This window comes from Microbispora corallina (assembly GCF_016863035.1).
Taxonomy (GTDB): domain Bacteria; phylum Actinomycetota; class Actinomycetes; order Streptosporangiales; family Streptosporangiaceae; genus Microbispora; species Microbispora corallina.
This window is the reverse complement of sequence record NZ_BOOC01000011.1, coordinates 308244-332125: the sequence shown is the minus strand read 5'-3', so window position 1 is coordinate 332125 and position 23882 is coordinate 308244. Positions and strand designations below refer to the sequence as shown.

Annotated in this window: 26 protein-coding genes; 13 read left to right on the top strand and 13 right to left on the bottom strand. The window is 73.3% G+C overall.

Going from position 1 to position 23882, the window contains the following annotated elements; all coding sequences use genetic code 11:
* Nucleotides 1-111 precede the first annotated feature (111 nt).
* On the bottom strand, nucleotides 112-426 hold the full coding sequence (locus Mco01_RS15175) for a polysaccharide deacetylase family protein (protein WP_204057532.1): 315 nt from the start codon (nucleotides 424-426) through the stop codon (nucleotides 112-114).
* A gap of 1051 nt (nucleotides 427-1477) precedes the next feature.
* Here Mco01_RS15175 and Mco01_RS15170 point away from each other — a divergent pair.
* Entirely contained in the window at nucleotides 1478-2005 is a 528-nt protein-coding gene (locus Mco01_RS15170) for an HAD domain-containing protein (RefSeq protein ID WP_239103614.1), read from the top strand.
* 232 nt (nucleotides 2006-2237) lie between these two features.
* Here the strand turns inward: Mco01_RS15170 and Mco01_RS15165 are convergent, their stop codons facing one another.
* From Mco01_RS15165 to Mco01_RS15150, 5 genes are all read right to left on the bottom strand, one after another.
* Nucleotides 2238-2852, bottom strand: coding sequence for an XdhC family protein (locus Mco01_RS15165; RefSeq protein WP_204057531.1), 615 nt, complete (start codon nucleotides 2850-2852; stop codon nucleotides 2238-2240).
* Between the two features lie 71 nt (nucleotides 2853-2923).
* Nucleotides 2924-3679, bottom strand: a complete 756-nt coding sequence (locus tag Mco01_RS15160) for a peptidoglycan-binding protein (RefSeq protein ID WP_204057530.1) — start codon at nucleotides 3677-3679, stop codon at nucleotides 2924-2926.
* A complete protein-coding gene (locus Mco01_RS39785) occupies nucleotides 3663-3794 on the bottom strand; it encodes a hypothetical protein (protein ID WP_269750545.1) in 132 nt (43 codons plus the stop codon). Before Mco01_RS39785 ends, Mco01_RS15160 begins: the two co-directional genes overlap by 17 nt.
* Nucleotides 3795-3906: 112 nt before the next feature.
* Nucleotides 3907-4122 (bottom strand): hypothetical protein, encoded by a 216-nt coding sequence (locus tag Mco01_RS15155; RefSeq protein WP_036320219.1) that lies wholly within the window; start codon nucleotides 4120-4122, stop codon nucleotides 3907-3909.
* Nucleotides 4123-4240: 118 nt separating this feature from the next.
* Nucleotides 4241-4915: a hypothetical protein gene (locus Mco01_RS15150; RefSeq protein WP_239103613.1), complete on the bottom strand. Its 675-nt coding sequence runs from the start codon at nucleotides 4913-4915 to the stop codon at nucleotides 4241-4243.
* A 17-nt stretch (nucleotides 4916-4932) separates the two neighbouring features.
* On the opposite strand from Mco01_RS15150, the gene Mco01_RS15145 reads away from it, so the two are divergent.
* The gene (locus Mco01_RS15145; protein ID WP_204057529.1) at nucleotides 4933-5115 is read left to right on the top strand and encodes a hypothetical protein; all 183 of its coding nucleotides are present in this window, start codon (nucleotides 4933-4935) and stop codon (nucleotides 5113-5115) included.
* Between the two features lie 97 nt (nucleotides 5116-5212).
* Here Mco01_RS15145 and Mco01_RS15140 read toward each other — a convergent pair whose 3' ends face one another.
* Nucleotides 5213-5959 (bottom strand): sulfite exporter TauE/SafE family protein, encoded by a 747-nt coding sequence (locus tag Mco01_RS15140; RefSeq protein ID WP_239103612.1) that lies wholly within the window; start codon nucleotides 5957-5959, stop codon nucleotides 5213-5215.
* A gap of 157 nt (nucleotides 5960-6116) precedes the next feature.
* Between Mco01_RS15140 and Mco01_RS15135 the strand changes: the two genes are divergently transcribed.
* The 3 genes from Mco01_RS15135 (at nucleotide 6117) to Mco01_RS15125 (ending at nucleotide 11075) form a co-directional block, all read left to right on the top strand.
* Nucleotides 6117-7151: a LacI family DNA-binding transcriptional regulator gene (locus tag Mco01_RS15135; RefSeq protein WP_204057528.1), complete on the top strand. Its 1035-nt coding sequence runs from the start codon at nucleotides 6117-6119 to the stop codon at nucleotides 7149-7151.
* A 120-nt stretch (nucleotides 7152-7271) separates the two neighbouring features.
* Nucleotides 7272-9866 (top strand): glycoside hydrolase family 3 C-terminal domain-containing protein, encoded by a 2595-nt coding sequence (locus Mco01_RS15130; RefSeq protein WP_204057527.1) that lies wholly within the window; start codon nucleotides 7272-7274, stop codon nucleotides 9864-9866.
* Between the two features lie 159 nt (nucleotides 9867-10025).
* Nucleotides 10026-11075, top strand: a complete 1050-nt coding sequence (locus Mco01_RS15125; RefSeq protein ID WP_204057526.1) for a LacI family DNA-binding transcriptional regulator — start codon at nucleotides 10026-10028, stop codon at nucleotides 11073-11075.
* A 20-nt stretch (nucleotides 11076-11095) separates the two neighbouring features.
* Here Mco01_RS15125 and Mco01_RS15120 read toward each other — a convergent pair whose 3' ends face one another.
* The 4 genes from Mco01_RS15120 to Mco01_RS15105 all read right to left on the bottom strand — a co-directional run bounded on the left by Mco01_RS15120 (nucleotide 11096) and on the right by Mco01_RS15105 (nucleotide 15789).
* Nucleotides 11096-12466, bottom strand: coding sequence for a GH1 family beta-glucosidase (locus Mco01_RS15120; protein WP_204057525.1), 1371 nt, complete (start codon nucleotides 12464-12466; stop codon nucleotides 11096-11098).
* An 83-nt stretch (nucleotides 12467-12549) separates the two neighbouring features.
* Nucleotides 12550-13389: a carbohydrate ABC transporter permease gene (locus tag Mco01_RS15115; RefSeq protein WP_204057524.1), complete on the bottom strand. Its 840-nt coding sequence runs from the start codon at nucleotides 13387-13389 to the stop codon at nucleotides 12550-12552.
* Nucleotides 13382-14392 (bottom strand): carbohydrate ABC transporter permease, encoded by a 1011-nt coding sequence (locus Mco01_RS15110; RefSeq protein WP_204057523.1) that lies wholly within the window; start codon nucleotides 14390-14392, stop codon nucleotides 13382-13384. The genes Mco01_RS15115 and Mco01_RS15110 overlap by 8 nt, the downstream gene beginning before the upstream one ends.
* An 80-nt stretch (nucleotides 14393-14472) precedes the next feature.
* On the bottom strand, nucleotides 14473-15789 hold the full coding sequence (locus tag Mco01_RS15105) for an extracellular solute-binding protein (RefSeq protein WP_204057522.1): 1317 nt from the start codon (nucleotides 15787-15789) through the stop codon (nucleotides 14473-14475).
* Nucleotides 15790-16588: 799 nt separating this feature from the next.
* On the opposite strand from Mco01_RS15105, the gene Mco01_RS15100 reads away from it, so the two are divergent.
* The 8 genes from Mco01_RS15100 (at nucleotide 16589) to Mco01_RS15065 (ending at nucleotide 22112) form a co-directional block, all read left to right on the top strand.
* On the top strand, nucleotides 16589-17593 hold the full coding sequence (locus Mco01_RS15100; protein ID WP_204057521.1) for a hypothetical protein: 1005 nt from the start codon (nucleotides 16589-16591) through the stop codon (nucleotides 17591-17593).
* Entirely contained in the window at nucleotides 17590-17988 is a 399-nt protein-coding gene (locus tag Mco01_RS15095) for a phage holin family protein (protein ID WP_204057520.1), read from the top strand. Before Mco01_RS15100 ends, Mco01_RS15095 begins: the two co-directional genes overlap by 4 nt.
* Nucleotides 17964-18680 carry a DUF3618 domain-containing protein gene (locus Mco01_RS15090; protein WP_204057519.1) on the top strand — a complete coding sequence of 239 codons (717 nt, stop codon included), beginning with the start codon at nucleotides 17964-17966 and terminating at the stop codon, nucleotides 18678-18680. Before Mco01_RS15095 ends, Mco01_RS15090 begins: the two co-directional genes overlap by 25 nt.
* Nucleotides 18681-19070: 390 nt before the next feature.
* Nucleotides 19071-20141 (top strand): zinc-binding dehydrogenase, encoded by a 1071-nt coding sequence (locus tag Mco01_RS15085; RefSeq protein WP_204057518.1) that lies wholly within the window; start codon nucleotides 19071-19073, stop codon nucleotides 20139-20141.
* 61 nt (nucleotides 20142-20202) lie between these two features.
* Nucleotides 20203-20454, top strand: a complete 252-nt coding sequence (locus Mco01_RS15080; RefSeq protein WP_204057517.1) for a GntR family transcriptional regulator — start codon at nucleotides 20203-20205, stop codon at nucleotides 20452-20454.
* 134 nt (nucleotides 20455-20588) lie between these two features.
* Nucleotides 20589-21167, top strand: coding sequence for a hemerythrin domain-containing protein (locus tag Mco01_RS15075; protein ID WP_204057516.1), 579 nt, complete (start codon nucleotides 20589-20591; stop codon nucleotides 21165-21167).
* A gap of 132 nt (nucleotides 21168-21299) precedes the next feature.
* Nucleotides 21300-21839: a hypothetical protein gene (locus Mco01_RS15070; protein ID WP_204057515.1), complete on the top strand. Its 540-nt coding sequence runs from the start codon at nucleotides 21300-21302 to the stop codon at nucleotides 21837-21839.
* Nucleotides 21840-21908: 69 nt separating this feature from the next.
* Nucleotides 21909-22112: a DUF3072 domain-containing protein gene (locus Mco01_RS15065; RefSeq protein ID WP_204057514.1), complete on the top strand. Its 204-nt coding sequence runs from the start codon at nucleotides 21909-21911 to the stop codon at nucleotides 22110-22112.
* Nucleotides 22113-22306: 194 nt separating this feature from the next.
* Here Mco01_RS15065 and Mco01_RS15060 read toward each other — a convergent pair whose 3' ends face one another.
* Both Mco01_RS15060 and Mco01_RS15055 read right to left on the bottom strand, forming a co-directional pair.
* Entirely contained in the window at nucleotides 22307-23170 is an 864-nt protein-coding gene (locus tag Mco01_RS15060; protein ID WP_204057513.1) for an SDR family oxidoreductase, read from the bottom strand.
* 195 nt (nucleotides 23171-23365) lie between these two features.
* Nucleotides 23366-23794, bottom strand: a complete 429-nt coding sequence (locus Mco01_RS15055) for an SPW repeat protein (protein WP_204057512.1) — start codon at nucleotides 23792-23794, stop codon at nucleotides 23366-23368.
* Nucleotides 23795-23882: the final 88 nt, after the last annotated feature.

Below are 23882 nucleotides of genomic sequence, written 5' to 3'. Positions count from 1 at the left end.
CGGGTTATGGTGTCAATGCACGATCAGGGCGGGATCGAAAGGCATGCGGCATGGCGCCGAGGCGGCCCGGCGCGCGGGCGGGACGGTCCCCCCGGCCCGGCACCGACCGGCTCAGAGCGTGGGAGGCGGACCGCCGGCGCGTTCGTGAGTCGTGAGCCCGGGGACGGCCTCGACCTCGTTCGCGCTGTCGAAGATCCCCTCACGGCGAATCGTGTGCCGGCGCAACCGCGCCCCCAGCACGGCGGCGGCCACCGACTGGATGACGTCGAGATCGACGAACGCCGGCAGGTATCCGTCGGCGCCGAGCACCCGCATCGCCGCCAACCGCCCGTCGCCGACCGCCGCCGGCGAGGACGAGTACGGCATGCGGGCTGGGCGGGTGTGGATCCCCGTCGCTCCGGCCAGCACCCTCTGGGTGAGGGACATCTCCAGTCCCGTTCGCCAGGCCGGCGTGGCCGTCAGTCGGCGTGAGTGTAGTCCACGTACCCGTTCAGGAGCAGCGCGCCCGTCACGAGGAGCGGGCACATCGCGACGAGGAACCAGTGGCCTCAAGGGTCGGCCGGCCGCCGCTGTCGTCCCATCAGCTCGCTCCGGACGTCTTCCCCACGCGTCCGGGAGGTGTGCCGCCGTGACCGGGATTCGGCGCCGGCGTGCGCGTGGCCGTGGGTTGGGTGACCTCGGGTGACGGTTTCCCGGAAGAGGGAGAGGGCTGCCCGGTCGGATGTCCGGACGGCGAGGACGTCACGTGCGGCCTCGGCGACGGAGAGGCGGAGCTCTCCGGGCTGGGAGAGGATGTGGCGCGGCGCGTCGGGGACGCCGTCCCGCTCGGCCGCGGATGGGCGGCCGGGCTGGTCCGGCCACGGGGCGGGGTGGACGAGGGGGCGGACGGCGAGGGTGACGGCGACCGGGAGTACCCCAAGGCCGGCCGCCCCTTCGCCTCGCCCGGCCAGCCCAGCGACGGCAGTTTCGTCCCGGCCAGGACTCCGCTGACGAGTGTGAGGACGAGCGCCATGACGACGACCGCCAAGGCGATGGCCGCCATGGTCAAAAACCTTGCCCGGCGCCCGCTCTGGTCCACGAAAACGGCGGTGTTCTCCGGGCTGGCGTTTTTCACGAGCCGAAATGGTAGCGGGCCGCATGTCACAATCGAGAAGCTTGTGAGCCTTTGTGCCCCAACCGTCGAGGTTCCGCGTCGCTTCGGCAGCCCTGCTGCGCCCGAAACGCGGGTCCAGCGGAGCAACGGAAGCCCAGCCGGGTCAGGCGGCCGAGGCCGAAATCGATCCGGCCTGGGTGCAGCGCGCCGTCAGCGCCCCGGGTACCCTCCGCTCCCGCGGCCCGGCCAGTCATCGCACGGCTCTGCAGCCGGGGTGAGAACGCCTGTAGAACGATGCCGCCACTTGGCGTGACCATGGCGGCAGGACGTCCTCGTCCGCGTCGGGCTCGAGGTCGCGCGCCCGGGGTCAATTTCGAAGGAGGCGTGCTCATCGGACGTGACGAGGTCAGCGGCATGACCGATCATGCCGAACGTGCGCTGCTCTTCCTCGACGTCGACGGACCACTTCTTCCCTTCGGCGAGGACCCGCAACGCGGACCGGGGGCTGCTGCACCGGACTCGCGCTTGGCGCGGCTCACCTCCGAGATGGGAAGTCGACTGGCAGCGCTGCCCTGCCAACTCGTCTGGGCGACGACCTGGGAAGAGGAGGCGAATGGCGAGGTAGCGCCCCGGATCGGGCTGCCGCGACTGCCTGTCGTGAGCTGGCCGGAGCCAGCCGACCACCACAAACGTGAGGACCAATGGTTCGGGCTCTGCTGGAAGACCCGGACCCTGGTGAACTGGGCGGCCGGACGCCCGTTCGCCTGGGTCGACGACGAGATCACCGACGCCGACAGGGAGTGGGTCTCCGCGCACCACAGCGGTCGGGCCCTCCTTCACCACGTGGAGTCATACAGGGGACTCACCGACGAAGACTTCGTAGCCCTCGATCAATGGCTTCGAGCCTTGTGAACCACCCGCGATCCACAGAATTCGACAGTCCTCAACCGCAGGAGACGGACGGCGACGGTCGTCTCAGTCGGCACGAGGCCGGAGGGACTCCCCGGTCGGTTCAGCGACATCCCGGGATGCCGCATGGCCCCCACTCCCCGGCGGCCGCCTGCGTGGCGGCGCCCTGATGACCACGCTAGGACCGCAGGCGGGTACGCGTCGTGACCTCGGAGCCACAGGCCCCTACCGGGGTTCAGAAGGCGAAGCCGCCAGGACGGTCGTTCCGGTCGGCGATCAGACCGGCGAGCGTGGCCAGGGCGATCTCCGGAGGCGTACGGGAGCCGATGTTGAGCCCGATCGGGCGGTGCACGCGCGCGATCTCCTCGGGTGGGACGCCCAGGTCGGTGAGCGCCTGGACGTGCGGGCCGACGTGACGGGGGCTGCCCATGATGCCGACCCAGCGGGCCGGGCGGGCCAGGACGTCCCGCAGGATCGGCCCGATCTCCGGGCGGTGGTGGTCGGTCAGCACCACGTCGGCGGTGTCGTCCAGGTAGTCGCCGGGCTCGGAGACGACCGTGACCGAGCCAGGGGGCAGGCCGTCGACCGTACGGGCCCGGTCGGGCTCCAACAGGATCGGGCGGAAGCCCAGCTCCACGCCGAAGCGCAGCAGGTGGCCGGCGATCGGTGACGCGAAGACCGCTACCAGCGTGCGCCGCGTCTCCTCCCCCGCCGCGCCGCCGTGGGCCACCGCGCAGGCCGGATCCTCCACCGCCGTCTCGCCGTGGGCCACCGCGCACGCGGAATCCTTATCGGCCGCTCCACCGTGGGAGAGCTCGCGGGCGGGTTCCCCGGTGTGGCTGTGCGTCATGACCGCCAGTCTTTCAGGCGGTGTCCGGCCCCGCGCCCCCCGCTCTCCCCAGGCACCTCCGCCCCCGCCCGTCAGGGCGTGAGGGGGGCCTCCCATAGGGCCCGCCAGGTCTCCTCGTCGACGACTCCGGTGGCGTCCAGCCCGTTGCGCGCCTGGAAGGCGGTGACCGCGACCGCGGTGGCCGGGCCGAAGTCGCCGTCCACGCCGGACGGGCCGAGGCCGAACATACGGCGGCGCAGCTTCTCCTGCACCCGCTGGACGTCCGCGCCCCTCTGGCCGGAGCGTACGGCGCCGGGGAAGCGCGGCGCGTCCCCGAGCTCGGCCAGGGCGGACACGAGCGCGAGATCCGGGACGGACGGGGAGTCGTCGTAGGCAGGTCGTCCGTACCCGGCGATCAGGGAGCTCCTGCGGCGGCGGCGCCCGCACATGTCGCCGACGTTGCCGTCGATCGTCTGGATGTCGTCCGGGGAGTGGACCTTCTCGACGGTGGCGACGTGGTCGATGGAGTCGCCGCCCGGCCAGTTGAAGAAGACGATGTCGCCGGGCCGGATCCCGTCCGTGCCCCGGTGCCACCGGCCCTGGCGGCGGAACCAGTCCGCATGGCTCGTCGTCAGGGCGAAGTCGCCGACGACGCCCAGCATGTCCTTCCCGCCCGCGGCGAGCGAGCACTGGGCGATGAACATGTCGCACCACGGGGCCGCGTCGAAGGCCCGCTCCAGGTTCTTGCGCTCGCGGTAGGAGACGCCGAAGACCGTCCTCCCACTGGAGGACTCCCGGTAGTCGAGGTACCGGGTCATCTCCTTCAGGAGCTCACTGGCCTTCGGCATCGCGTGCCACCTCCCGATCGACCTCGTCGTAATCGGGCTCGTCGAACACCTGAGGCGGATCGCCCGCGGTGAGCTCGGGCTCCGGCCTCGGCTGAGGGGGGATCTGCTCGGTCATGCCTCGATGGGACCGCACGTCCGCCGGCCCGGGCATGAGTAGTCCCCTACTCACTTTTGGGGCGGATCCCCCGCTCACGCCGGGGGCGTCGGGCCGGTGAGGTGGGGCCGGGTCAGCGAGACTGGCGGAGACGGGCCAGGTCGCTCTCCATCTTGGCCATCACCCGCTGGTAGCCCTCCCAGCCGTACAGCCGGACGAACTCGGCCTTCATGCGGAGCGTCTCCTCCTGCACCGCCTCGGGGCCCTGGCGGCGTAAGGCGTCGAGCGCCCGGCGCGCGCGCTCACTCGTGCCCAGGAGACCTTCGTTTCCGATCTCAGGAGTAGGCATGCAACCCTGCCCTCCGCGTCTCGACGAATGGTGCCTACACCTGACGCGCCACCTCGACGGCCGGTTGACGGGTGCCGCGAAATCGTCTCCGCGGCGTTACCGTACGCGGGTGGTCCGGTCATCCACCTGCGGATTCACCGGTTCGAGGGGTCAGCTCGCCCTCCGGGATCTCCACGAAGATCTCCCCGCCCAGGCGGGCGCCGCCGTTCAGGATCAGGTTGTCGCCGCTCCAGAAGCGGCCCGGGTCGTACCAGTTCGGACGGCGGCGCGGCGGCAGCAGGCCCATGGCCTCGTACGTGACGGCCATGACCTCGGCGCAGTACGCCGTCTCCAGGGCCGTGTCCCGCGCCCCGCGCCGCAGGGCCGGGAGGCGCCCGCGCAGCCAGCGTCCGGCGAGCCTGGCCGTGGACGGGAACGGCGTGCCGTCGAGACGGGCGATCGTGCGCAGGACCGCGTCCTCCATCGCGCGCGTCGCGGACGGCTCCAGCTGGCGCAGCCAGGCCCGCTGACCGTACTTGCGGGCCCACACGCGCACGGCGTCGCGCAGGTCGTGGAGCTGGACGCCGCGCTGGTGGGTGCCGGACCACATGTCCGGCAGCGACCGGCCCAGCTCGGCGTGCCACATCAGCGGCGGCAGGTCGTCGAGCACGACCGCCATCCCCACGTGGTTGACCGGGCTGTTGGTGGTCATCTGGATGGCCCGGTCCGGGACTGAGCGTCCGCGGAACACCCAGACGTCACCGGTCCGGCTGACTTCGAGAGCCGTGTCGAGACTTATCCGCGTATCGGGCACGGCAGTAGCCTAGGCACATGCGCTGGTGGAAGGTACTCGGTCTGGCGGCCTTCGCGGGCGTCGCGGCGACCGGGGTGGTCATCGCCCGGGCCGAGCGCCGGAGGCGGGGGTACGGCCCGGAGGAGATCAGGGCGCGCCTGCGCGCCCGGCACGCCGAGGCCGTGCGATCGGCCGAGACCACCCGGGGCCCCGGCCGGTAGGCGTCTCTCATCGCACCCGGCCGGCCCCACCGGTCAGCCGGCCCGGTACGGTCCCGCGCCCGGCCCACGCCCTCCTCGCGTGGCCGCCCCCCGCCGGTCAGCCGCCCCGGTAGGCGTCCACGCCGAGCTTGACGGCGACCGCGAGCCCGCAGACCGCCGCGACGATCCGCAGCGACTGGCCGGGGAGGCGACGGGCGACGCCCGGCCCGAGCCAGCCCCCCACGAGGAACCCGGCGGCGAGCGGCAGCGCGGCCGACCACCGCACCGGGCCGAACAGCGCGAAGCCGAGCGCGGCCACGCCGTTCGCGAGCGCGGACACCATGTTCTTGACCGCGTTGACCCGGGCCGGCGCCTGGTCGAGCGCCGTCGCCAGGACGGCGAACATGAGGATGCCGCCGGCGGCGCCGAAGTACCCGACGTAGACGGCCACGCAGAACAGGGCCGCTCGCAGGGCCCTGCCGTCCGGGCCGCCGAGACCGACGTGCCCCGGACGGGGCGGGCGCAGCAGGAGCAGCGAGGCCCCGCCGATGAGCCAGGGGGCGACGGTCTCGAACGTGTGCGGCGGCGTGGCCAGCAGCAGCGCGGCTCCGGCGGCGCCACCCAGGGCCGTGACCAGCCCGAGCCGCCCGACCAGCCGGGTCTGGCCCGCCAGTTCCGGCCGGGAGCCCGCGGCCGCGCCCATGCCGGTGAACAGCAGCGCGACGGTGTTGGTGACGTTCGCGCTCAGCGGGGGCAGCCCGAACGCCAGCAGCGCCGGATAGGACACGACCGAGGCCAGGCTCACGACGGTGCTGACCACCCCCGCCACGACTCCGACCACGACCAGGCCGAGCAGCTCACCCACCACCCGACGACCCAACCACACCGGCCCGGGTCTTCCCCGGCCGGGGTCCCCCGCCCCGGGCGGATCGCCACGGGACGACCTGTTGACAAGAAGGCGGCCGACGCCCAAGGTTCCTTAGTGGAGAGCGCTCTCCAACGATCGCGAACGGGGAGGTCCCATGAGCGCGTCGCCGACCGGAAGCCGCAGGGACGGGCGGGGGAGGCGGCCGACGCTGGACGCGGTCGCGACCCGCGCCGGCGTGTCGAGGGCCACCGCGTCCCGTGTGGTGAACGGCGACGGGAGCGTGACGCCCGGCCTGCGCGAGGCCGTGCTGCGGGCGGTCGGCGAGCTGGGGTACGTGCCGAACGCGGCGGCCCGCCGGCTCGTCACGCGGCGCACCGACGCGGTCGGCCTCGTCTTCTCCGCGCCGCCCGAGGGGCTGATCACCGACGACCCGATGCTGTCGACCGTGCTGCGGGCGGCCAGCCACGAGCTCGATCTGGCGGGCAGGCAGGTGGTGCTGCTGCTCGCGCACGCGCCGCAGAGCCGCCTGCGGGTGGAGGCCTACGTCGCGGCCGGACGGGTGGACGCCGTCATCACGGTGCCGATCCGCGCCTCCGACCCGTTGCCCGGACGACTGCAGGCCCTCGGCGTTCCCGTCGTGTCGCTGGGCAGGCCTGCCGCGCGCCCCGGCCTGCCGTACGTGGACAACGACAACGTGGGCGGCGCCGCGATGGCGGTCCGCCACCTGCTGGAGCGGGGACGCCGCAGGATCGGCACCATCTGCGGCCCGCTCGACCTGCCGGCCGCGCAGGACCGGCTGGCCGGATACCGCGACACGCTGCGTGAGGCGGGACGCCGGACGATGGTCGCGCTGGGCGACTTCACCCGCGACTCGGGCGCCACGGCCATGCGGCAGCTTCTCCAGGACGACCCCGGCCTCGACGCCGTGTTCGCGGCGAGCGACCTGATGGCGGTCGGCGCGCTCCAGGCGCTGCGCCAGGCGGGCCGCCGGGTGCCCGAAGACGTGGCGGTGGTCGGCTTCGACGACATCGAGGCCGCCCAGTACGCCGACCCGCCGCTCACCACCGTCCGCAACCCCATGGGCGAGCAGGCGGCGGCCGGGGTGCGGCTGCTGCTGCGCCTGCTGGAGAACGGCCCGGCGGGTCCGGTCGTCCTGCCGGCCGAGCTCGTCGTCCGCCGGTCGGCCTGAGCATCCGGCCGTGCCCGCCGTCCCCGTACGACGGGCGCCACCATTGACAGGACGACGACGGGACGCCGAGGCTGTGTGATCAGAGAGCGCTCTCCACCTGACCTTCGAGAGGACGCCCACGTGAACGACGACGAGCTCGACCACCTCGTGGAGAAGCTGGACCTGGACCGGAAGGTGCGCCTGCTCGACGGCGCGACCGTGTGGCGCCTCCATGCCGAGCCCGCCGTCGGACTGCGGCCCATCGTGACGTCGGACGGGCCCGCGGGCGTGCGCGGCGAGGGCTGGGACGAGCGCAGGACGTCGGTGCTGCTGCCCTCCCCCACGGCGCTCGCCGCGACCTGGGACGAGGATCTCCTGACCCGTCTCGGCGGCCTGCTCGCCGCCGAGGCGCGGCGCAAGGGCGTCGACGTCGTGCTCGCTCCCGCGCTCAATCTGCAGCGCTCCGCGTTCGGCGGACGGCACTTCGAGTGCTATTCGGAGGACCCCGTCCTGACCGCCCGCGTCGGCGCCGCCCTCATCCGCGGCGTGCAGGCCGGAGGCGTCGCCGCGACCGCCAAGCACTACGTGGCCAACGACTCCGAGACCGAGCGGCTCACGCTCGACGCCCGGGTGGACGAGCGGACCCTGCGCGAGCTGTACCTGGTGCCGTTCGAGGCCGCCGTCGAGGCCGGGGTGTGGGTGGTGATGTCGGCCTACAACCAGGTGAACGGTCACACGATGAGCGAGAGCCCGCTGCTCGCCCAGCCGCTGAAGGGCGAGTGGGGCTTCGACGGTGTGGTCGTCTCCGACTGGGGGGCCGTGCGGTCGACCGCCGCCTCGGGCCGCGCCGCCCAGGATCTCGCCATGCCCGGCCCCAACGAGCACTGGGGCGAGGCCCTGGCCCGGGCCGTCCGCGCGGGCGAGGTGCCCGAGGCCGCGGTCGACGACAAGGTCAGGCGTCTGCTCCGGCTGGCCGCCCGGGTCGGCGCCCTGTCCGCTGCCCCCGCTGCCCCCGCCGGCACCGCCCAGGACGCCGACTCCGCCGACTCCGCTGACTCGGCCGACTCGGCGACGGGCGGCGGGCACGGAGACGAGGACGCGCGGGCCCTGGTGCGGCGCACGGCGGCGGCGGGCAGTGTGCTGCTGCGCAACGAGGGCGGCCTGCTGCCGCTCGACCCGGCGCGGCTGCGCCGCGTCGCGGTGCTCGGCCCGAACGCCGCGACGGCGCGCGCGCAGGGCGGCGGCAGCGCCGGGGTCTATCCCGAGGTGGTCGTCTCCCCGCTGGAGGGAGTCCGGGCGGCGCTCGCCGGACGGGCCGAGGTGGTCCACACCCCCGGTGCGCACATCGACGACCGTCCGACGCCGCTCGGGCTCACCGACGTGTGCGACCCGCGCGACGGCCGTCCCGGCGTGCTGGTCCGCCTGCTCGACGGGCACGGCGAGGAGATCCACGCCGAGCACCGGCTGAGCGGCCGCATCCTGGAGCCCGCCCTGGTCCGCGGGGCCCGCGCGGTCGAGATCGCGGCCCGGCTGCGGCCGGCGACGGGCGGGACGTGGCGGCTCTCCGTGGCCGGATGGGGGCACGTCCGCCTCACGGTCGACGGCCGTACGGTCCTCGACGAGGAGGTGGTGCGGGACACCGACGACCCGGCGACGGTGCACCTCCACCCGCCGTACCGCACGGCGGAGGTGGACCTGGAGGCGGGCCGCGAGGTCGAGGTGGTCGCCTGGCGGCGGCTCGACCGCGACTCCGGACGGGCGTCGGCGCTCGCCGCCGACCCGCCGCGCGGACGCGACGAGGACGCGGAGACGGCGGCGGCCGTGGCGCTGGCCCGCGAGTGCGACGCGGCGATCGTGGTCGTGGGCACCACCGAGGAGATCGAGAGCGAGGGCGTCGACCGCGACTCGCTGGCGCTGCCCGGCCGGCAGGACGACCTCGTCCGCGCCGTCGCGGCGGCCAACCCGTCCACCGTCGTCGTCGTGAACGCCGGCGGGCCCGTCGCGCTGCCCTGGCGGGACGAGGTGGCGGCGATCCTGCTCGGGTGGTTCCCCGGTCAGGAGGCCGGGCACGCGCTGGCCGACGTGCTGTTCGGCCGGGCCGAGCCCGGCGGCCGGCTGCCCACCACGTGGGCCGGCACCGCGATCGCGGGGACGACCCCCGTGGACGGCGTGCTGGAGTACGCGGAGGGCCTGCACATCGGCTACCGCGCGTGGCTGCGGCGCGACGACGCCCCGGCCTACTGGTTCGGCCACGGCCTCGGCTACACCGAATGGGCGTACGAGTCGGTGGACGTGCCCGGCCACGCCGAGCCGGGCCGCCCGTTCACGGCCACCGTACGGGTGCGGAACGCGGGCGCCCGCCGCGGCGGGGAGGTCGTGCAGGTGTATCTGTCCCGGCCGGAGTCGGCCCTCGACCGCCCGGAGCGCTGGCTGGCCGGATTCGCCAGGATCGAGGCGGATCCGGGCGAGACCGTGGAGGTGGCCGTGACCGTCCCGGCCCGGGCGACGCGGCACTGGTCAGTCGAGGAGCGGGGGTGGCGGACCGAGCCGGGGACGTTCGAGGTGCACGCCGGCCGGTCGGCCGCCGACCTCCCCCTCCGCGCCGCCGTCCTCGTCACGCCCGGAGCGCCGGGAGCGCCGGGAGCGCCGGGAGCGCCCGCAACGTCCGGCACCACCCCCGGCGCCACACCCAGAACCACCCCCGGCACCGCGCCCGGCGCGCCCGGCAGGGGGTGACGGCGACGCCACTCCTGTCTTGCACGGCCCGGCGCCCGAACCCGTGCGCGCCGCCGTCCGCGACACGCCGATTCCCGCGGGTACGCGAGGAGGCCAAAACAGAAGAACGGCCAGCTCATGGCCGGAGAGCGCTCTCCTTGCCATGCTATAAATGGCTGCATGAGCACTGATCTCCCGCCATCGTCGGGAGTCCCCACGCTGGAGGACGTGGCCCGGGTGGCGGGGGTCTCCCGGGCCACCGTCTCCCGGGTGATCAACGGCATCCGCAACGTCGCCCCCGAGATCCAGGAGGCGGTGAACAGGGCCATCGCGACCACCGGTTACGTCCCCAACCGGGCCGCCCGGTCGCTCGTCACGCGCCGGACCGGCGCCATCGCCCTGGTCGTGTCGGGCGCGGGCGACTACTCGGGTGACGAGCCGTTCGAGTCGCGGGTGTTCGCCGACCCGTTCTTCGGCCGCGTCGCGGGCGGCGTGGTCGGGTTCCTCCGCCCCCGCGGGGTGCATCCAGTCCTGATGCTGGCCGAGACCCCCGAGGCCCGCAACGAGGTCATCGCGTACCTGCGGCAGGGCAGCGCGGACGGCGCGCTCATCGTCTCCACGCACGGCGAGGACCCGCTGCCGCGGCTGCTGGTGGACGCCGGGCTGCCCGCGGTGCTGTGGGCCCGGCCCGCCCGGCCGACCCCGATCAGCTACGTCGACCTGGCCCACCGGGCGGGGGCGGCGCTGGCGGCCGACCGCCTCGTGGAGCGCGGCTGCCGCCGGGTGGCGACGATCTCCGGGCCGTTCGACGTGCCCGCCAGCCAGGACCGGCTGTCGGGCTTCCAGGAGGCCATGGCCGGGCACGGGCACCCGTACGTCCCGGGTGTGGAGGGGGACTTCAGGCAGAACAGCGGCGAGGCGGGCATGCACCGCCTGATCAAGGAGCACCCCGACATCGACGGCGTGTTCGTGGCGAACGACCTGATGGCGCAGGGAGCCGTGCTCGCGCTGCGCGACCACGGCCGGCGGGTGCCGGAGGACGTGGCGGTCATCGGGTTCGACGACAGCACGGCGGCCGCCTGCCGTCCGCCGCTGACGACCGTGCGCCAGCCGATGGAGGACATGGCGGCCGAGATGGCGCGGCTGCTGCTCGCCCACATCGAGGACCCGAGCCTGCCGGTGACCTCGCGCATCTTCCAGCCGGCGCTCGTGGTCCGCCAGTCGGCCTGACGGACCACGAGGTCGCCGGGTCACGCGACGCGCAGCCGCCTGCTGGCGTCGATCAGCTCGGCGTAGCGGCGGCCGCTGGCCTTGACGGTCCTGGCCTGCGTCTCGTAGTCCACGTGGACGAGGCCGAACCGCTTGTCGTAGCCGTACGCCCACTCGAAGTTGTCGAGCAGCGACCAGGCGAAGTATCCGGCCACGGGCGCGCCCTGCCGCATGGCGGCGGCGCAGGCGGCGATGTGGTCCTCCAGGTACGCCGACCGCTCCCGATCGTCGACGGTCCCGTCGGGGCCCACCGTGTCCTGCCAGGCGGAGCCGCTCTCGGTGACGTAGATGCGCTCCGCGCCGTAGTCGCGGGTGAGGCGGAGCAGGAGGCGCTCCAGGCCGTTCGCGTCGACCTCCCACCCCATCGCGGTCGTGGTGGCGCCGGGGACCTCGACCTGCCGCGCGTACGGCACGGGCCCGTCGGGGTCGGCGGTCACGACCTGCTTGAAGTAGTAGTTCAGCCCGAGGTAGTCGAGCGGCTGCGCGATGGTCTCCAGGTCGCCGTCCTGGATGGGCAGGTCGACGCCGTACAGCCTGACCATGTCCTCGGGGTAGCCGCGGCCGGTGACGGGGTCGAGCCACCAGCGGTTGACGTGGCCGTCGAGGCGCAGCGCGGCCGCGCGGTCCTCGTCGCTGTCGGTCGCCGGGTCGCACGGGCTGAGGTTGTTGACGATGCCCACCGACGGCGTGATCCGGGCGGCGGCGCGGATGGCCTGCGCGCTCAGGCCGTGGGCGAGGTGCAGGTGGTACGACGTCCGGACGGCGGCCTCCAGGTCCTTCCAGCCCGGCGCCATGGTGCCTTCGAGGTGGCCGATCCACGAGGAGCACAGCGGCTCGTTGAGCGTCGTCCAGTCGGCGACCCGGTCGCCCAGCGCCTCGACGACGGCGGTGGTGTAGTCGGCGAACCGGTACGCCGTGTCCCGCGACGGCCAGCCGCCCCGGTCCTGCAGCGCCTGCGGCAGGTCCCAGTGGTAGAGGGTGACGAACGGGCGGACGCCGGCCTCGAGCAGGGCGTCCACGAGGCGGTCGTAGAAGGCGATTCCCTTGGCGTTCACCTCCCCCGATCCGGTGGGGACGACCCTGGGCCAGGCGACCGAGAACCGGTAGGCGTCGACGCCGAGCAGCCGGATCAGGCCGACGTCCTCCTGCCAGCGGTGGTAGTGGTCGCAGGCGACGTCGCCGGTGTCGCCTCCGTCGATCGCGCCGGGCACCCGGCTGAAGGTGTCCCAGATCGACGGCAGGCGGCCGTCCTCCGCGACGGCGCCCTCGATCTGGTAGGCCGAGGTGGCCACGCCCCAGACGAAGTCCTCGAAGGCGGTCAGGTCCGGGCCGTCGCCGCGCAGCGGCTCCATTCGTGTGTTCTCCTTACGGTGGGGTGAGGGAGAGGTCGGGGTGTCCGGGTCGTCGGGGGCTCCGGTCGCTCGGGCTCCGCGGGTCACTTCACCGCGCCCGCTGTGAGGCCCTGGACAAGGTATCGCTGGAGCAGCAGGAAGCCGGCCACGACGGGGACGCTGACCACGAGCGAGGCGGCCATGATCTGGTTCCAGTAGACGTCGTTCTCGGTGGCGTAGCCCTGCAGGCCGACGGCGAGCGTGCGGCTGTTCTCGTCGGTCATGACGGAGGCGAACAGCACCTCGCCCCAGGCCGTCATGAACGCGTAGATGGCGACGGCGACGATGCCGGGGATCGCGGCGGGGATGACGACCCGCAGCAGCGCCCCGATCGGGCCGCTCCCGTCGACCTGGGCGGCCTCGTCCAGCGCCGTGGGGATGGAGTCGAAGTACCCGACCAGCATCCAGATCGAGAACGGCAGCGAGAACGTCAGGTACGTGATGATCAGGCCGAGGCGGCTGGCGTACAGCTCGACCCCGATGGCGGTGCCGAGGTTCACGTAGATCATGAACAGCGGCAGCAGGAACAGGATGCCGGGGAACATCTGCGTCGACAGCACGGTGATCGAGAAGACCCTGCGGCCCGGGAAGCGGAAACGGCTGATCGCGTACGCCGCGAACACCGCGACCGTCACCGAGATGAGCGCGGCCACCGACGACACCACCAGGCTGTTGCCGAAGTACTTCGCCAGCGGCACCGTGCTCCACATGTCGGCGAACGGCGCCAGGCTGATCCTGGTCGGGATCCAGTTGAAGTCGCCCTGCACGTCCTGGAGCGGCTTGATGGCCGTGGTCGCCATGACGTACAGCGGCGTCACCGTGAACAGGGTCAGCAGGCCGAGGCCCACCCAGCGCGCCCACGGCAGCCAGCGGGGCTCACGCATCGCTCCTCCTCCGCGAGGTGATCACAAGGTACACGGCCGTGACCAGCAGCAGGAACAGCAGGAGCAGCACCGACATGGCCGAGCCCGAGCCGAAGTTCCAGGTGACGAACGAGCTCTGGTAGATGTGCACCGAGATCAGGTCCGCGTCCCGCGGCGCCGTCTTCCCGAACAGCACGTACGGCGTGTTGAAGTCGTTGAACGTCCACAGGAACAGCACCAGGACCAGCACCTGGTTGACCGGGCGGAGCAGCGGCAGGGTGACCGAGCGCAGCTGCCGCCCCCATCCGGCGCCGTCGATGGCCGACGCCTCGTACAGGTCGGACGGGATGTTCTGCAGCCCGGCCATCAGCACGAGGAACGCGAACGGCCACCACCGCCACACGGACACGACCACGACCGAGATGAAGCTGTTCTCCCCGATCAGCCAGAACGGCCGCTCGCCGAACAGGTGGAGCTGGTCCACCAGGACGTGGTTCACCAGGCCGGAGTCCCGCTGGAGGAGGAAGCTCCAGGTGATCACGCCGGCGTACACGGGCAGCGCGTACGGCACGAGGAACAGCGCGCGCAGCACGCCGCGGCCGCGGAACGAGCCCTGCATGAGCACGGCGCCCGCGATGCCGAGCAGCCACGCCAGCGCGACCGTGATCAGGGTGAAGGCGATCGTCACCAGGAACGAGTGGAACAGCGACCGCCCGACGGCCGAGTTGACGTCCACCGCGACCCGGTAGTTCGACAGCCCGGCGAACGGCGCCGCCGACCAGTTCCGCAGGAAGAACTGGGTGAGCTGGAGGAAGCTCATGCCGATCCCGATGACCATCGGCACCAGGTGGACCAGGAGCTCCAGCAGCAGTGCGGGAAGGATCAGCAGGTACGGCAGGCCGAGGCGGCGCAGCCGCACCGGCAGGAGGCCGTTCCGCCGCCGGCCTCCGGCGGACGGCGGGGCCCCTCCGCGGGCCCCCTGTTCCCGTCCCCCGCCGGGCCGGGACGTGGTGGACACGACCATGGACGTCCTCTCGATCGCTGGTCAAACAGGGGTGCCGGGCGGTCGGTCGCACCGCCCGGCACCGGGGAAGGCGGGTGGGATCAGCCGCCCATCTGCTGGTTGGCCTCGGTGAGCTTGCCCTTCACGTAGTCCTCGGTGATCGGCTTGCCGCTCGCGGCGTCCGCGAACATCTGGTTCATCGCGTTGCCGACCAGCGTCTCGAACTGGCTCTCCTGGGCGACCTGGGGCAGCGGCGCCGCCGTGGTGCCCAGGATCTGCTGGAAGGTCTTGATCGTTTCGGAGCTGAACGCGGGGTCGTCGTACGCGTCCTTGACCGTCGGCAGCGACCCGTACGCCTTGTTGAGGTTCTGCTCGGTCTCCTTCGAGGTCATGAACTTGACGAACTTGAGCGCGCCGTCCTGGTTCTTGGCCGACTTGAACACGGCGAGGTTGATGCCGGCGACCATCGCGTTGACCTGCTTGCCGCCGGACGAGGCGTCCGGCAGCGGGATCGGGGCGAGGCCGTAGTCGTCCTCGGTCCACCCGGCCTGCTTCAGCTGTGTGGCGATCGACTGCCACATGAGCATGCCGGCCTTGCCGGACACGAAGTCCTGCACGGCCTCGGTGCCGTTGGCGTACTCCGCGTTGCTCGGGTTGACGATCTTCGCGTCGGCCATCAGGTCGAGGTACTGCTTGATCGCCGCGACCTCCTGCGGGGAGTCGAAGTGCGCCTTCCCCGCGCTGTCGAACAGGTCGGCGCCGTGCTGCTGGCCGAAGATGAACGCGTGGTGGGAGTTCTCGCTGACGCTGGCGCCCTCGACCGCCAGGCCCCACTTGCCGTCCTTGGTCAGCTTCTTGCCGTCCGCGATCAGCTCGTCCCAGGTCGCCGGCGGCTTGTCGATGCCGGCCTCCTTGAACATCTTCTTGTTGTAGAAGAGGCCGTACGTCATGCCGTAGATCGGCACGGCCGTCGGGGGCTGCCCGGGGGCGCCGGTCGCCGCGAGGCTCGGCCCGAGGAAGCGGTCCTTGCCGCCGAGCGCGGCCAGCTGGTTGTCGTCGAACGGGACGAAGGCGCCGGTCGCCTGCAGCGAGGCCGACCAGGTGTTGCCGATGTTCACGACATCCGGGCCCTTACCGGAGGTGGTCGCCGCGAGGATGCGGTTCAGCAGGTCGGACCAGGGCACGACCTCGAGGTTGACCTTGATGCCGGTCTCCTTGGTGAACCGGTCGAGCTCCGGCTTCAGGACCTCTTTGTCGTTCTCCAGGCTCGTTCCCTGGTTGGAGGCCCAGTAGGTGATCGTCTGCTCGGCGGCGCCGGTGGATCCTCCGCCCTTGGACGAGTTGTCGCCACCGCAGGCCGAGGCGGCGAGGACCAGCGCCCCGGCGGCGGCGAGAAGGTACGGCTTGCGAATGCGCACGGTTGTTCCTCACTGGTAGCGGACAGGCGCCGCCGACTGCGGCGGCAGCGGGGTCGGGGGGTGTGTCGCGGGACGGCGGCGAGGCGTGCCCGGGCCCGGGTGCACGGACACCCCGGAGGCGGACGACGCCGGATGGGCGGACACCGGAGACACGGGTTCCGTGTGGACGGCACCCTGACGAGCGGTTGTCGCGCGGACGGGCCCCGGATGGACGGGTCCCGCCGACGCGGGCCCGGGGCAGGCGGGATCCGGCCGGCGCCGGCCAGGTCCACCGCGGCCTGCTCCACCCGGTGCCGTCACACCGAGGTTGCGGGACGGAAGCACGACCTCTCCTCACTGCGAACCTTGTCCCCCGCCGCCCATGGCGGCGGGGAAAGCGGGAGAGCGCTCTCCACTGTGGGAAGCGTGTCGCGGCAGGCGAGGCACTGTCAAGGGCTGACGGCCTCCGCCGGGCCGGAACGGGCCCGCAGGCCAAGGTTGAGATGTCCCCGAGACCCAGCTGTTACCCGATGGTAAACGGAGGATTTCGACCGTGTTGTGCGGCAGGCCGTGACACCCCTTCCACTGCGCGATCGCTCCTCCATGGAGAGCGCTCTCCACTTGTGGCTCAGGAGCCCCAAGGGCAACGGACCTGGGCTTCCGCACGACGGACCGCCGTCACCGCGCCCGGCTGGCCCGCTTTACGATCGATTTGCGAAGTGGATACGCATTTTTAACCCTTTTTGCTATTCCTCGTGTCCTGCTGGACATCCGGGGTAGCCGCCGCCCAGGGACGGACACGACCCAAGGGAGGCACCCAGTGAGCGACATCCATCCCGAGACCAGGCCCTCCACCGGGCCCCAGGGGACGGCGCAGCAGGCCAGGGCCGCCGCGGGCGAGGTGGCCGAGACCGCGAGGGACCAGGCCCGCCTGGTGGCCCGCGAGGCCGGCGACCAGACGCGCCGGCTCGCCCACCAGCTTCGTCGCCGTACGGCCGAGCAGGCGCAGCAGCAGAGCAGGCGGGCGGCCGACGCCGTCCGGCAGTGGAGCGACGAGCTGTCCGCGGTGGGCGACGGCGTCAAGCCCGACTCCCCCGTCCACGGCGTGGTGCAGCAGGTGGCGGACCGGGGCACCCGGGTCGCCGACTATCTGGAGACCGAGGGGCTGAACGGCGTCGTCCGCGACGTGCAGGCGTTCGCCCGCCGCCGGCCCGGCCTGTTCCTGGCGGGCGCGCTGGCCGCGGGCTTCCTCGTCGGGCGGGCCGCCAAGGCCGTCTCCGGCGCCGACGACGCCGCGGGTGCGACCGGCGACGGCTCTCGGGCGTACGGAGGCGGCCAGGCCGGCGGATATGGCGGCCGCGGGCCGGGCGGTGCCACCTACGGCACCGGCACTCCGGAGTACACGTCCAGGCCGGAGACCTACGAGGCCCCGTACGACACTCCGTACGACACCCGGTCGAGGACCGGAGGCGGCTACGAGGCCGCGCCGGGCTCCGCGGCAGGCGGCGTGACGAGCCCGGGCGGATCCGGGTACGGCACCGAGTTCGAGACCGCCGCCGGGACGACGACCGGCACCGGCACGGCGGGCACCGGCACGACGGGCACCGGGACGACCGGTTACGGATCGGGCCCGGGGACGGCCGGTTACGGATCGGCCCCCACGACCGGCACGACCGGCACGACGGGGACGGCGCCCTATGGCGCGGCCGCCGGCTCGTACGGAACGGGCACCACCGGCGCCACCGCGGGACGCTCGGAGGACGAGGCGGGGTTCGAGGACGACCGCGACGACCGCACTCCGGGGACGGGAGGTGACCTGCGGTGAGCCACCCCGCCCAGGATCCTGAGCCCTCGCTCGGGAAGCTCGTCGGGGAGATCGGCGAGGACCTGTCCACGCTGTTGCGCCAGGAGGTGGAACTGGCCAAGGCGGAGATCCGCGAGGAGGCCGGCAAGGCGGGCAGGGCGGCCGGGCTCCTCGGCGGGGCGGGCTTCGCCGGGTACATGGCCGCGCTGCTGGCGACCCTGGCCGTGATGTTCGGCCTGGGCGCCTGGATGAGCCTCGGCTGGGCGGCGCTGATCGTCGCCGCCGTCTGGGGCGTCGTCGCCGCCGTGCTGTTCGCCAAGGGGCGGGAGCGCATTCGAGAGGTCGACCCGGTGCCCCAGCAGACCGTCGAGACCCTGAAGGAGGACGTGCGATGGGCGCGCGCCCAGAAGAGATAAGAGCGGAGATCGCGGCGACGCGGGCCGAGCTGGCCGCGGACGTCGACAGGCTGGCCGACAGGACAAGCCCGGCGCGCATCGTGCGGCGCCGTACGGATCGGATGCGAGAGGCGGCGCGGACCATGCGCGAGAAGGTGATGGGTGCCCCGGCGTACGCGGGCCAGGGAGTGCGGGAGCAGGCGGGCGACGCGGCCGGGACGGTCCACGACGCGGCGACCGGAGCGGCCGGCACGGTGCGCGACGCCGCCGCCGACGCGGCGGGCACCGTCCGCCACGCGACCGCCGAGGCGACCGACACGGTGCGGCACGCGACCGCGGAGGCCGCGGACACCGTGCGGCACGGCACGCGGCAGGCGGCCGAGACCGTCAGGTCTGCCCCGCGGCAGGCACTCCAGGGCACGCAGGGCAACCCGCTCGCGGCCGGGCTCATCGCCTTCGGCGCCGGCCTGCTCGCCGCGACCCTCATCCCCCGCACGCCGGCGGAGGAGCGGGCGGCCGTGCAGCTGAAGGAGCGCGCGGGCGACGTGGTGGAGCCGGTCCGGCAGGTCGTGCAGGAGACGGCGCGACAGGTGGGCCAGGACGCCAAGGAGGCCGTGCAGGAGGTCAAGGAGACAGCCGCGGACGCCACCAGGACCACCGGCGAGGAGGCCCGCGACCAGGCACGCCAGGTGACCGAGCAGGCGCGCCCGTAGAGGTCGCGCCGCCGATCGGAGGCCCGGATCCCTCGGCAGAGGGCCGGGCCTTCGCCGCGTTCACCCGTGAAGTCGCCGCCTCGCCCCCTCGCAGGGCAGCGGGAGGCAGTCCCGGATCCCTCGGGACAGAGGGCCCGGCCTTCGCGGCGAATTCACCTGGCCTGATGGCCGGGGCTTCGCCGCGGATCCACCGCCTTGGCCTCCCCGGAAGGCACGGGCCGAGGCGGCAGGCCGCCGGGATCCCTTGCTCGACGGGCCGGGAGGCCGCCACCCCCCTGCCTCGGGCCCCGATCTTGGCGGGGTTAGCATCGTGGGCGCACCGCCCGGAATCCCGGCCTTTTGGACACTAAACGGGTTCCGCCGCGTATCGGACAGGGAACAGGAGGCTGCGTGAGCATCACTGGCGACGTCCCCGCCGGCGTCTTCGCGAGCGTCGCGGACGACGGGCCGATGACCGCCGCCCGACTCCACGGCGTGCAGGACCTGCGGCTCCACCGCGAGCCCGCGCCCGTACCCGGTCCCGGGGAGAGCCTGGTCCGGGTGACGGCGGTCGGGCTCTGCGGATCCGACCTGCACTGGTACACCGAGGGCGGGATCGGCGACGCGACGCTGCGCCGCCCGCTGGTGGTGGGACACGAGTTCGCCGGCGTGATCGAGAGCGGTCCCCGAGCGGGCACCCGGGTGGCCGTCGACCCGGCCATCCCCTGCGACGTCTGCGCGACCTGCCGGACCGGCTGGGGCAACCTCTGCCCGGACGTGCGTTTCGCCGGGCACGGGACGCTCGACGGCGCGCTGCGCGAGCTGATGGCGTGGCCGGACGACCTGCTGCACCCGCTGTCCGACGCGCTCTCCGACGCGGACGGGGCGATGCTGGAACCTCTGGGCGTGGCGCTGCACGCGGCCGACCTCGGGCATGTGAAGCTCGGCGCCCCGGTGGCCGTGGTCGGGTGCGGGCCGATCGGGCTGCTGCTGGTCCAGCTCGCGCGGCTGGCCGGCGCCTCGACCGTCGTCGCGGTCGATCCCCTCCCCCATCGCCGGGAGGCCGCCCTCCGGCTCGGCGCCGACCACGCGCTCACACCCGGGGACGCGACCCCGGAGGCGTGGGAGGAACTCGCCGGTCCTGGGGCGGAGGTGGCGTTCGAGGCTGCGGGCAACGACGACGCGGTCCTGACGTCCCTCGCGGCCGCCCGGCCGGGCGGCCGCGTGGTGCTCGCCGGCATCCCGGACGACGACCGGACGTCCTTCCCGGCGTCCCTGGCCCGGCGGAAGGGGCTCACGCTGGCGCTCGTCCGCCGGATGAACGCGACCTACCCCCGTGCCGCACGTCTCGTCGAGAGCGGGCGGATCGACGTGTCCTCGCTGGTCACCGAGCGGTTCCCGCTGGCGCGGGCGGAGCAGGCGTTCGCCGCCGCCGTGTCCCGCCGCGGCCTCAAGGTCGTCGTCGAACCCGGCCGCTCCTGACCGCGGCGGGCTCGTCCCGGCCGGGTTAGGACGGCGCGCCGGGGGGAGTGTCCGGGCTGTGGTGAACGAACCCGAGGAACCCGACCCCGCGTACCGGCGGCTCGCGGCGGCCCTGCGGCAGGAGATCCTGCACGGGCGGATCGAACCCGACTGCCCGCTCCCGCCGGAGGAGACCCTCGTCGAGGAGCACGGCGTGCGGCCCGAGGACGTCCGGCGCGCGGTCGACGTGCTGAGCGGGGAGGGCCTGGTCTACCTGGGCGACGACGGCCGCGCCCACGTCTCGACACGCGCCGAGGAGACCGGCGGCGGCTGAGCCGGCGCCCGCTCGCGGGGCGGCGACCCGACCGCGATGGCCGGCCAGCGGGGGCCCCACGTGGCGCCGTCCCCGCCGTTTCAGGCGACGGGCCAGGGTAGCTGGGGCGGGACGTCCACACGGAGGAGACCCCCATGAGCGACCACCGGCCCACGACGGAGACGACGGACGAGGCGGACGTCGTCGATCTTCTGCTGCTCCAGCACGCCCTGATCCGCGACCTGTTCGACGAGGTCGAGACGGGCGGCGACAGGGCCGGGGCGTTCCGCCGCCTGGTCCGCGTGCTCGCCGTGCACGAGACGGCGGAGGAGGAGATCGTGCACCCCGTCGCCCGGCGCGTGCTCGACGGCGGCGAGGCCGTGGTCGACGAGCGGCTGGCCGAGGAGCACGAGGCGAAGGAGATGCTGGACAGGCTCGACAAGATGGGCCCGGACGACCCGGAGTTCGACAAGAACCTCCGGGTGCTGCGGGCCGCCGTCCTCGCCCACGCCCGCAGCGAGGAACGGTACGAGTTCACCCCGCTCCGGGCCCTGACGAGCGAGGCCGAGCGCCGGTCGATGACCCTCGGCGTCAAGGCGGCGGAGGCGATGGCCCCCACGCGTCCGCACCCGGGTGTGGAGTCGGCGACGGCGAGCGTGCTGCTCGGCCCGCCGGTCGCCATCATGGACCGGACCCGCGACCTCATCCGCGAGGCCATGGGCACGGACGGCTGAGCCCGAGGCGGGAGCGCGACCGGCCGGTGGTGCGGAACCCTTACGTCGCGAGGGGTGCGGGCGTGCGCGGGCCGGTTTCGTGGACGGCGGAAAGCGTGGTTTGTCGGATTCGGCCCCGGGCATCGACGGCCTATGGACATCCAGGACGGCAGGGGTGCGGCGGCTCTCGCCCGCGCCCACGGGCTCTTCAACATCGCGGGCGGGATGTGGCCGCTGCTGCACGTGGAGAGCTTCGAGAAGGTGTTCGGCCCGAAGACCGACCGGTGGCTGGAACGCACGGTCGCCGGCCTCCTCGTGGGCATCGGCTGGACCCAGCTCCGGGGGGCGTCCACACCGGAGGGGGTCGAGCAGGCCCGGCGGATCGGCATGGCCACGGCCGGGACGCTGCTCGCGATCGACCTGACCTACGTCCCGATCGGCCGGATCCGTCCCACGTACCTGCTCGACGCGGCGGCCGAGGCCCTGTGGCTCAAGGCGTGGCGCCGGCCCGCCGTACGGGAGGCGGCGGCGCCGGCCGGAGGCGCCGGGATCGTCGCCACGACGGCGGCGCTGCTCGCGGGGTGCGCGGCCGGAGCGGTCCTCGCGGCGCGCGCCCTCGACAGGCGCGCCGGCCGGGAGCCGCAGGCCCGCTCCACCCAGGCGCAGTACGTGCGGCACGTGCCGGCCGGCTGACCTCGGCTCCCTCCTGTTATCGGCGCCGCCGCGCGGGTAGGCGAACGGAGGTTCGATACTGGAGGAGTCATGGATCGAGGACCTGTCGAGAAGGACCCGGAGGACTGGGCGACCGGCGACGAGCCGATGACCGCGCCGCAGGAGTCCTACCTGCGCACGCTCGCCCGGGAGGCGGGGCGGGACGTCCCGGAGGGGCTCAGCAAGGCCGAGGCGTCCAAGCTGATCGACGAGTTGCAGGAGCACAGCCGGCGCCTGAACGAGGACGGCGCATGAGCGGGACCGGCGCGTAACGGCGGCGGCGGAACGGGCCCGAGAAGGGCCGGCGCGCATGGCGAGGCCCCGGGAGCGATGTCCGCCCCGGGGCCTCGCCATGCTGCGGCCCTGCCGTCCGGTGATCTCCGAACGCCGATCATGACGCCCGCCGGTCCCGTCCTGCGCGGGCCGGGGCCGCGGGGGACGCGGCGTCGTCAGCCGGGCAGGGTCTCGCCGCCGATGGGGGCGAGCACCTCGCCCGTGTAGTACGACGAGAGGCGGTCGGCGGCGAAGAAGACGTACGACGGCGCGATCTCGTCGGGGTGGGCGGCCCGCTTCATGGGCACCTGCTCCCCGAACGACGCGACCTTCTCCTCCGGGAACGTCGAGGGGATGAGCGGCGTCCAGACGGGCCCGGGCGCGACGGCGTTGACCCGGATCCTCCGGTCGACGAGCACCTGCGCCATCGAGTACGTGAACGCGTTGACGGCGCCCTTGGTCGCCGAGTAGTCGATCAGGGTCTTGTTGCCGCGCAGGCCGTTGATCGACGAGGTGTTGACGATGGCCCCGCCCTCGCCCATGTGCCGGAGGGCGGCCCTGGTCACCCGGAAGTAGCTGTGGATGTTGACCGCGAAGGTCCGCTCCCACTGCTCGTCGGACAGTTCCTCCAGCGACTGGACGGGCGACTGCGTGGCGATGTTGTTGACGAGCACGTCGATCCCGCCCAGCTCGCGGACGGTCCGCTCGACGACCTCGTCGCAGTGGCGGGCGTCGGCGAGGTCGCCGGGGATGGTCACGCAGCGGCGGCCCTCCCGTTCGACGAGCTCCTGGGTGTGCTGGGCGTCCTTGTGCTCGGTGAGGTACGCGACGGCGACGTCGGCGCCCTCCTTGGCGAACGCGACGGCCACGGCCCGTCCGATGCCGGAGTCGCCGCCCGTGACCAGGGCGCGTTTGCCTTCCAGGAGGCCGCGGCCCACGTAGTCGCGCATCTCGTCCCGGGGCTCGGGCGTCATCTGCCCGCTCTCGCCCGGGTACTGCTGTGTCTGCGGTGGCGGTGTGCTGTTCGGCTGCTCGGACATGCACCTCGGGTACCCCCGGCCTTCGGGGGCAAACCGGTCGTCCCGGCGGCTCACCCCCCGTACAAGGGCCGTCCGTCGTTAAAGGTCCGCCGTGAAAGATCCGCCGGGGAAGATCGTGCCGTGAAAAGAGACGAGGGCCGCGCTGGGCCGCCGACGACGGGCGTCGGGCGGCCCGGATGCGGCCCACGCGCGTGGCTACCAGTTGCCGAGCCGGCGGCCCGTCGTCTCACCGTGCCGCTGCCTGCGGAACGCCAGCGCCGTAGCGAGGGCGCCCGCGCCGAACACGAAGATGAGGATGCCGGTCACCACGTTGTTCCAGATCGTCCCGGTGGTCGCGGGGCGTCCGCTGACGATCCAGGGCGCGACGATCGTCCAGATCCCGAACAGCGGCGTCATCCAGCTCACGCCGTAGGTGCGGCCGAACGCTGACGCGAAGCCGAGGGCGAGGGCGGCGACGGCCAGACCGATGATCAGGTTGTTCACCGCCAGGCTCCTGGCGCCGGAGAACCCGACGACCCACGGCGATATCGCGAGGTAGAGCCCCGCCAGGAACGTGAGACCGTCCATGATCTGCGCGGGGGCCGTGGAGCCCGCCCGGTCGAATGTCTGCCGTAGCTCCGCCACGTCGGTTTGGCCCGCTAGGCCGGTCGGTCGGACCATGTCCGTTCCGCCTTTCCGGATGAATTGCGTTGGACAACGCGCCCGTACCCGA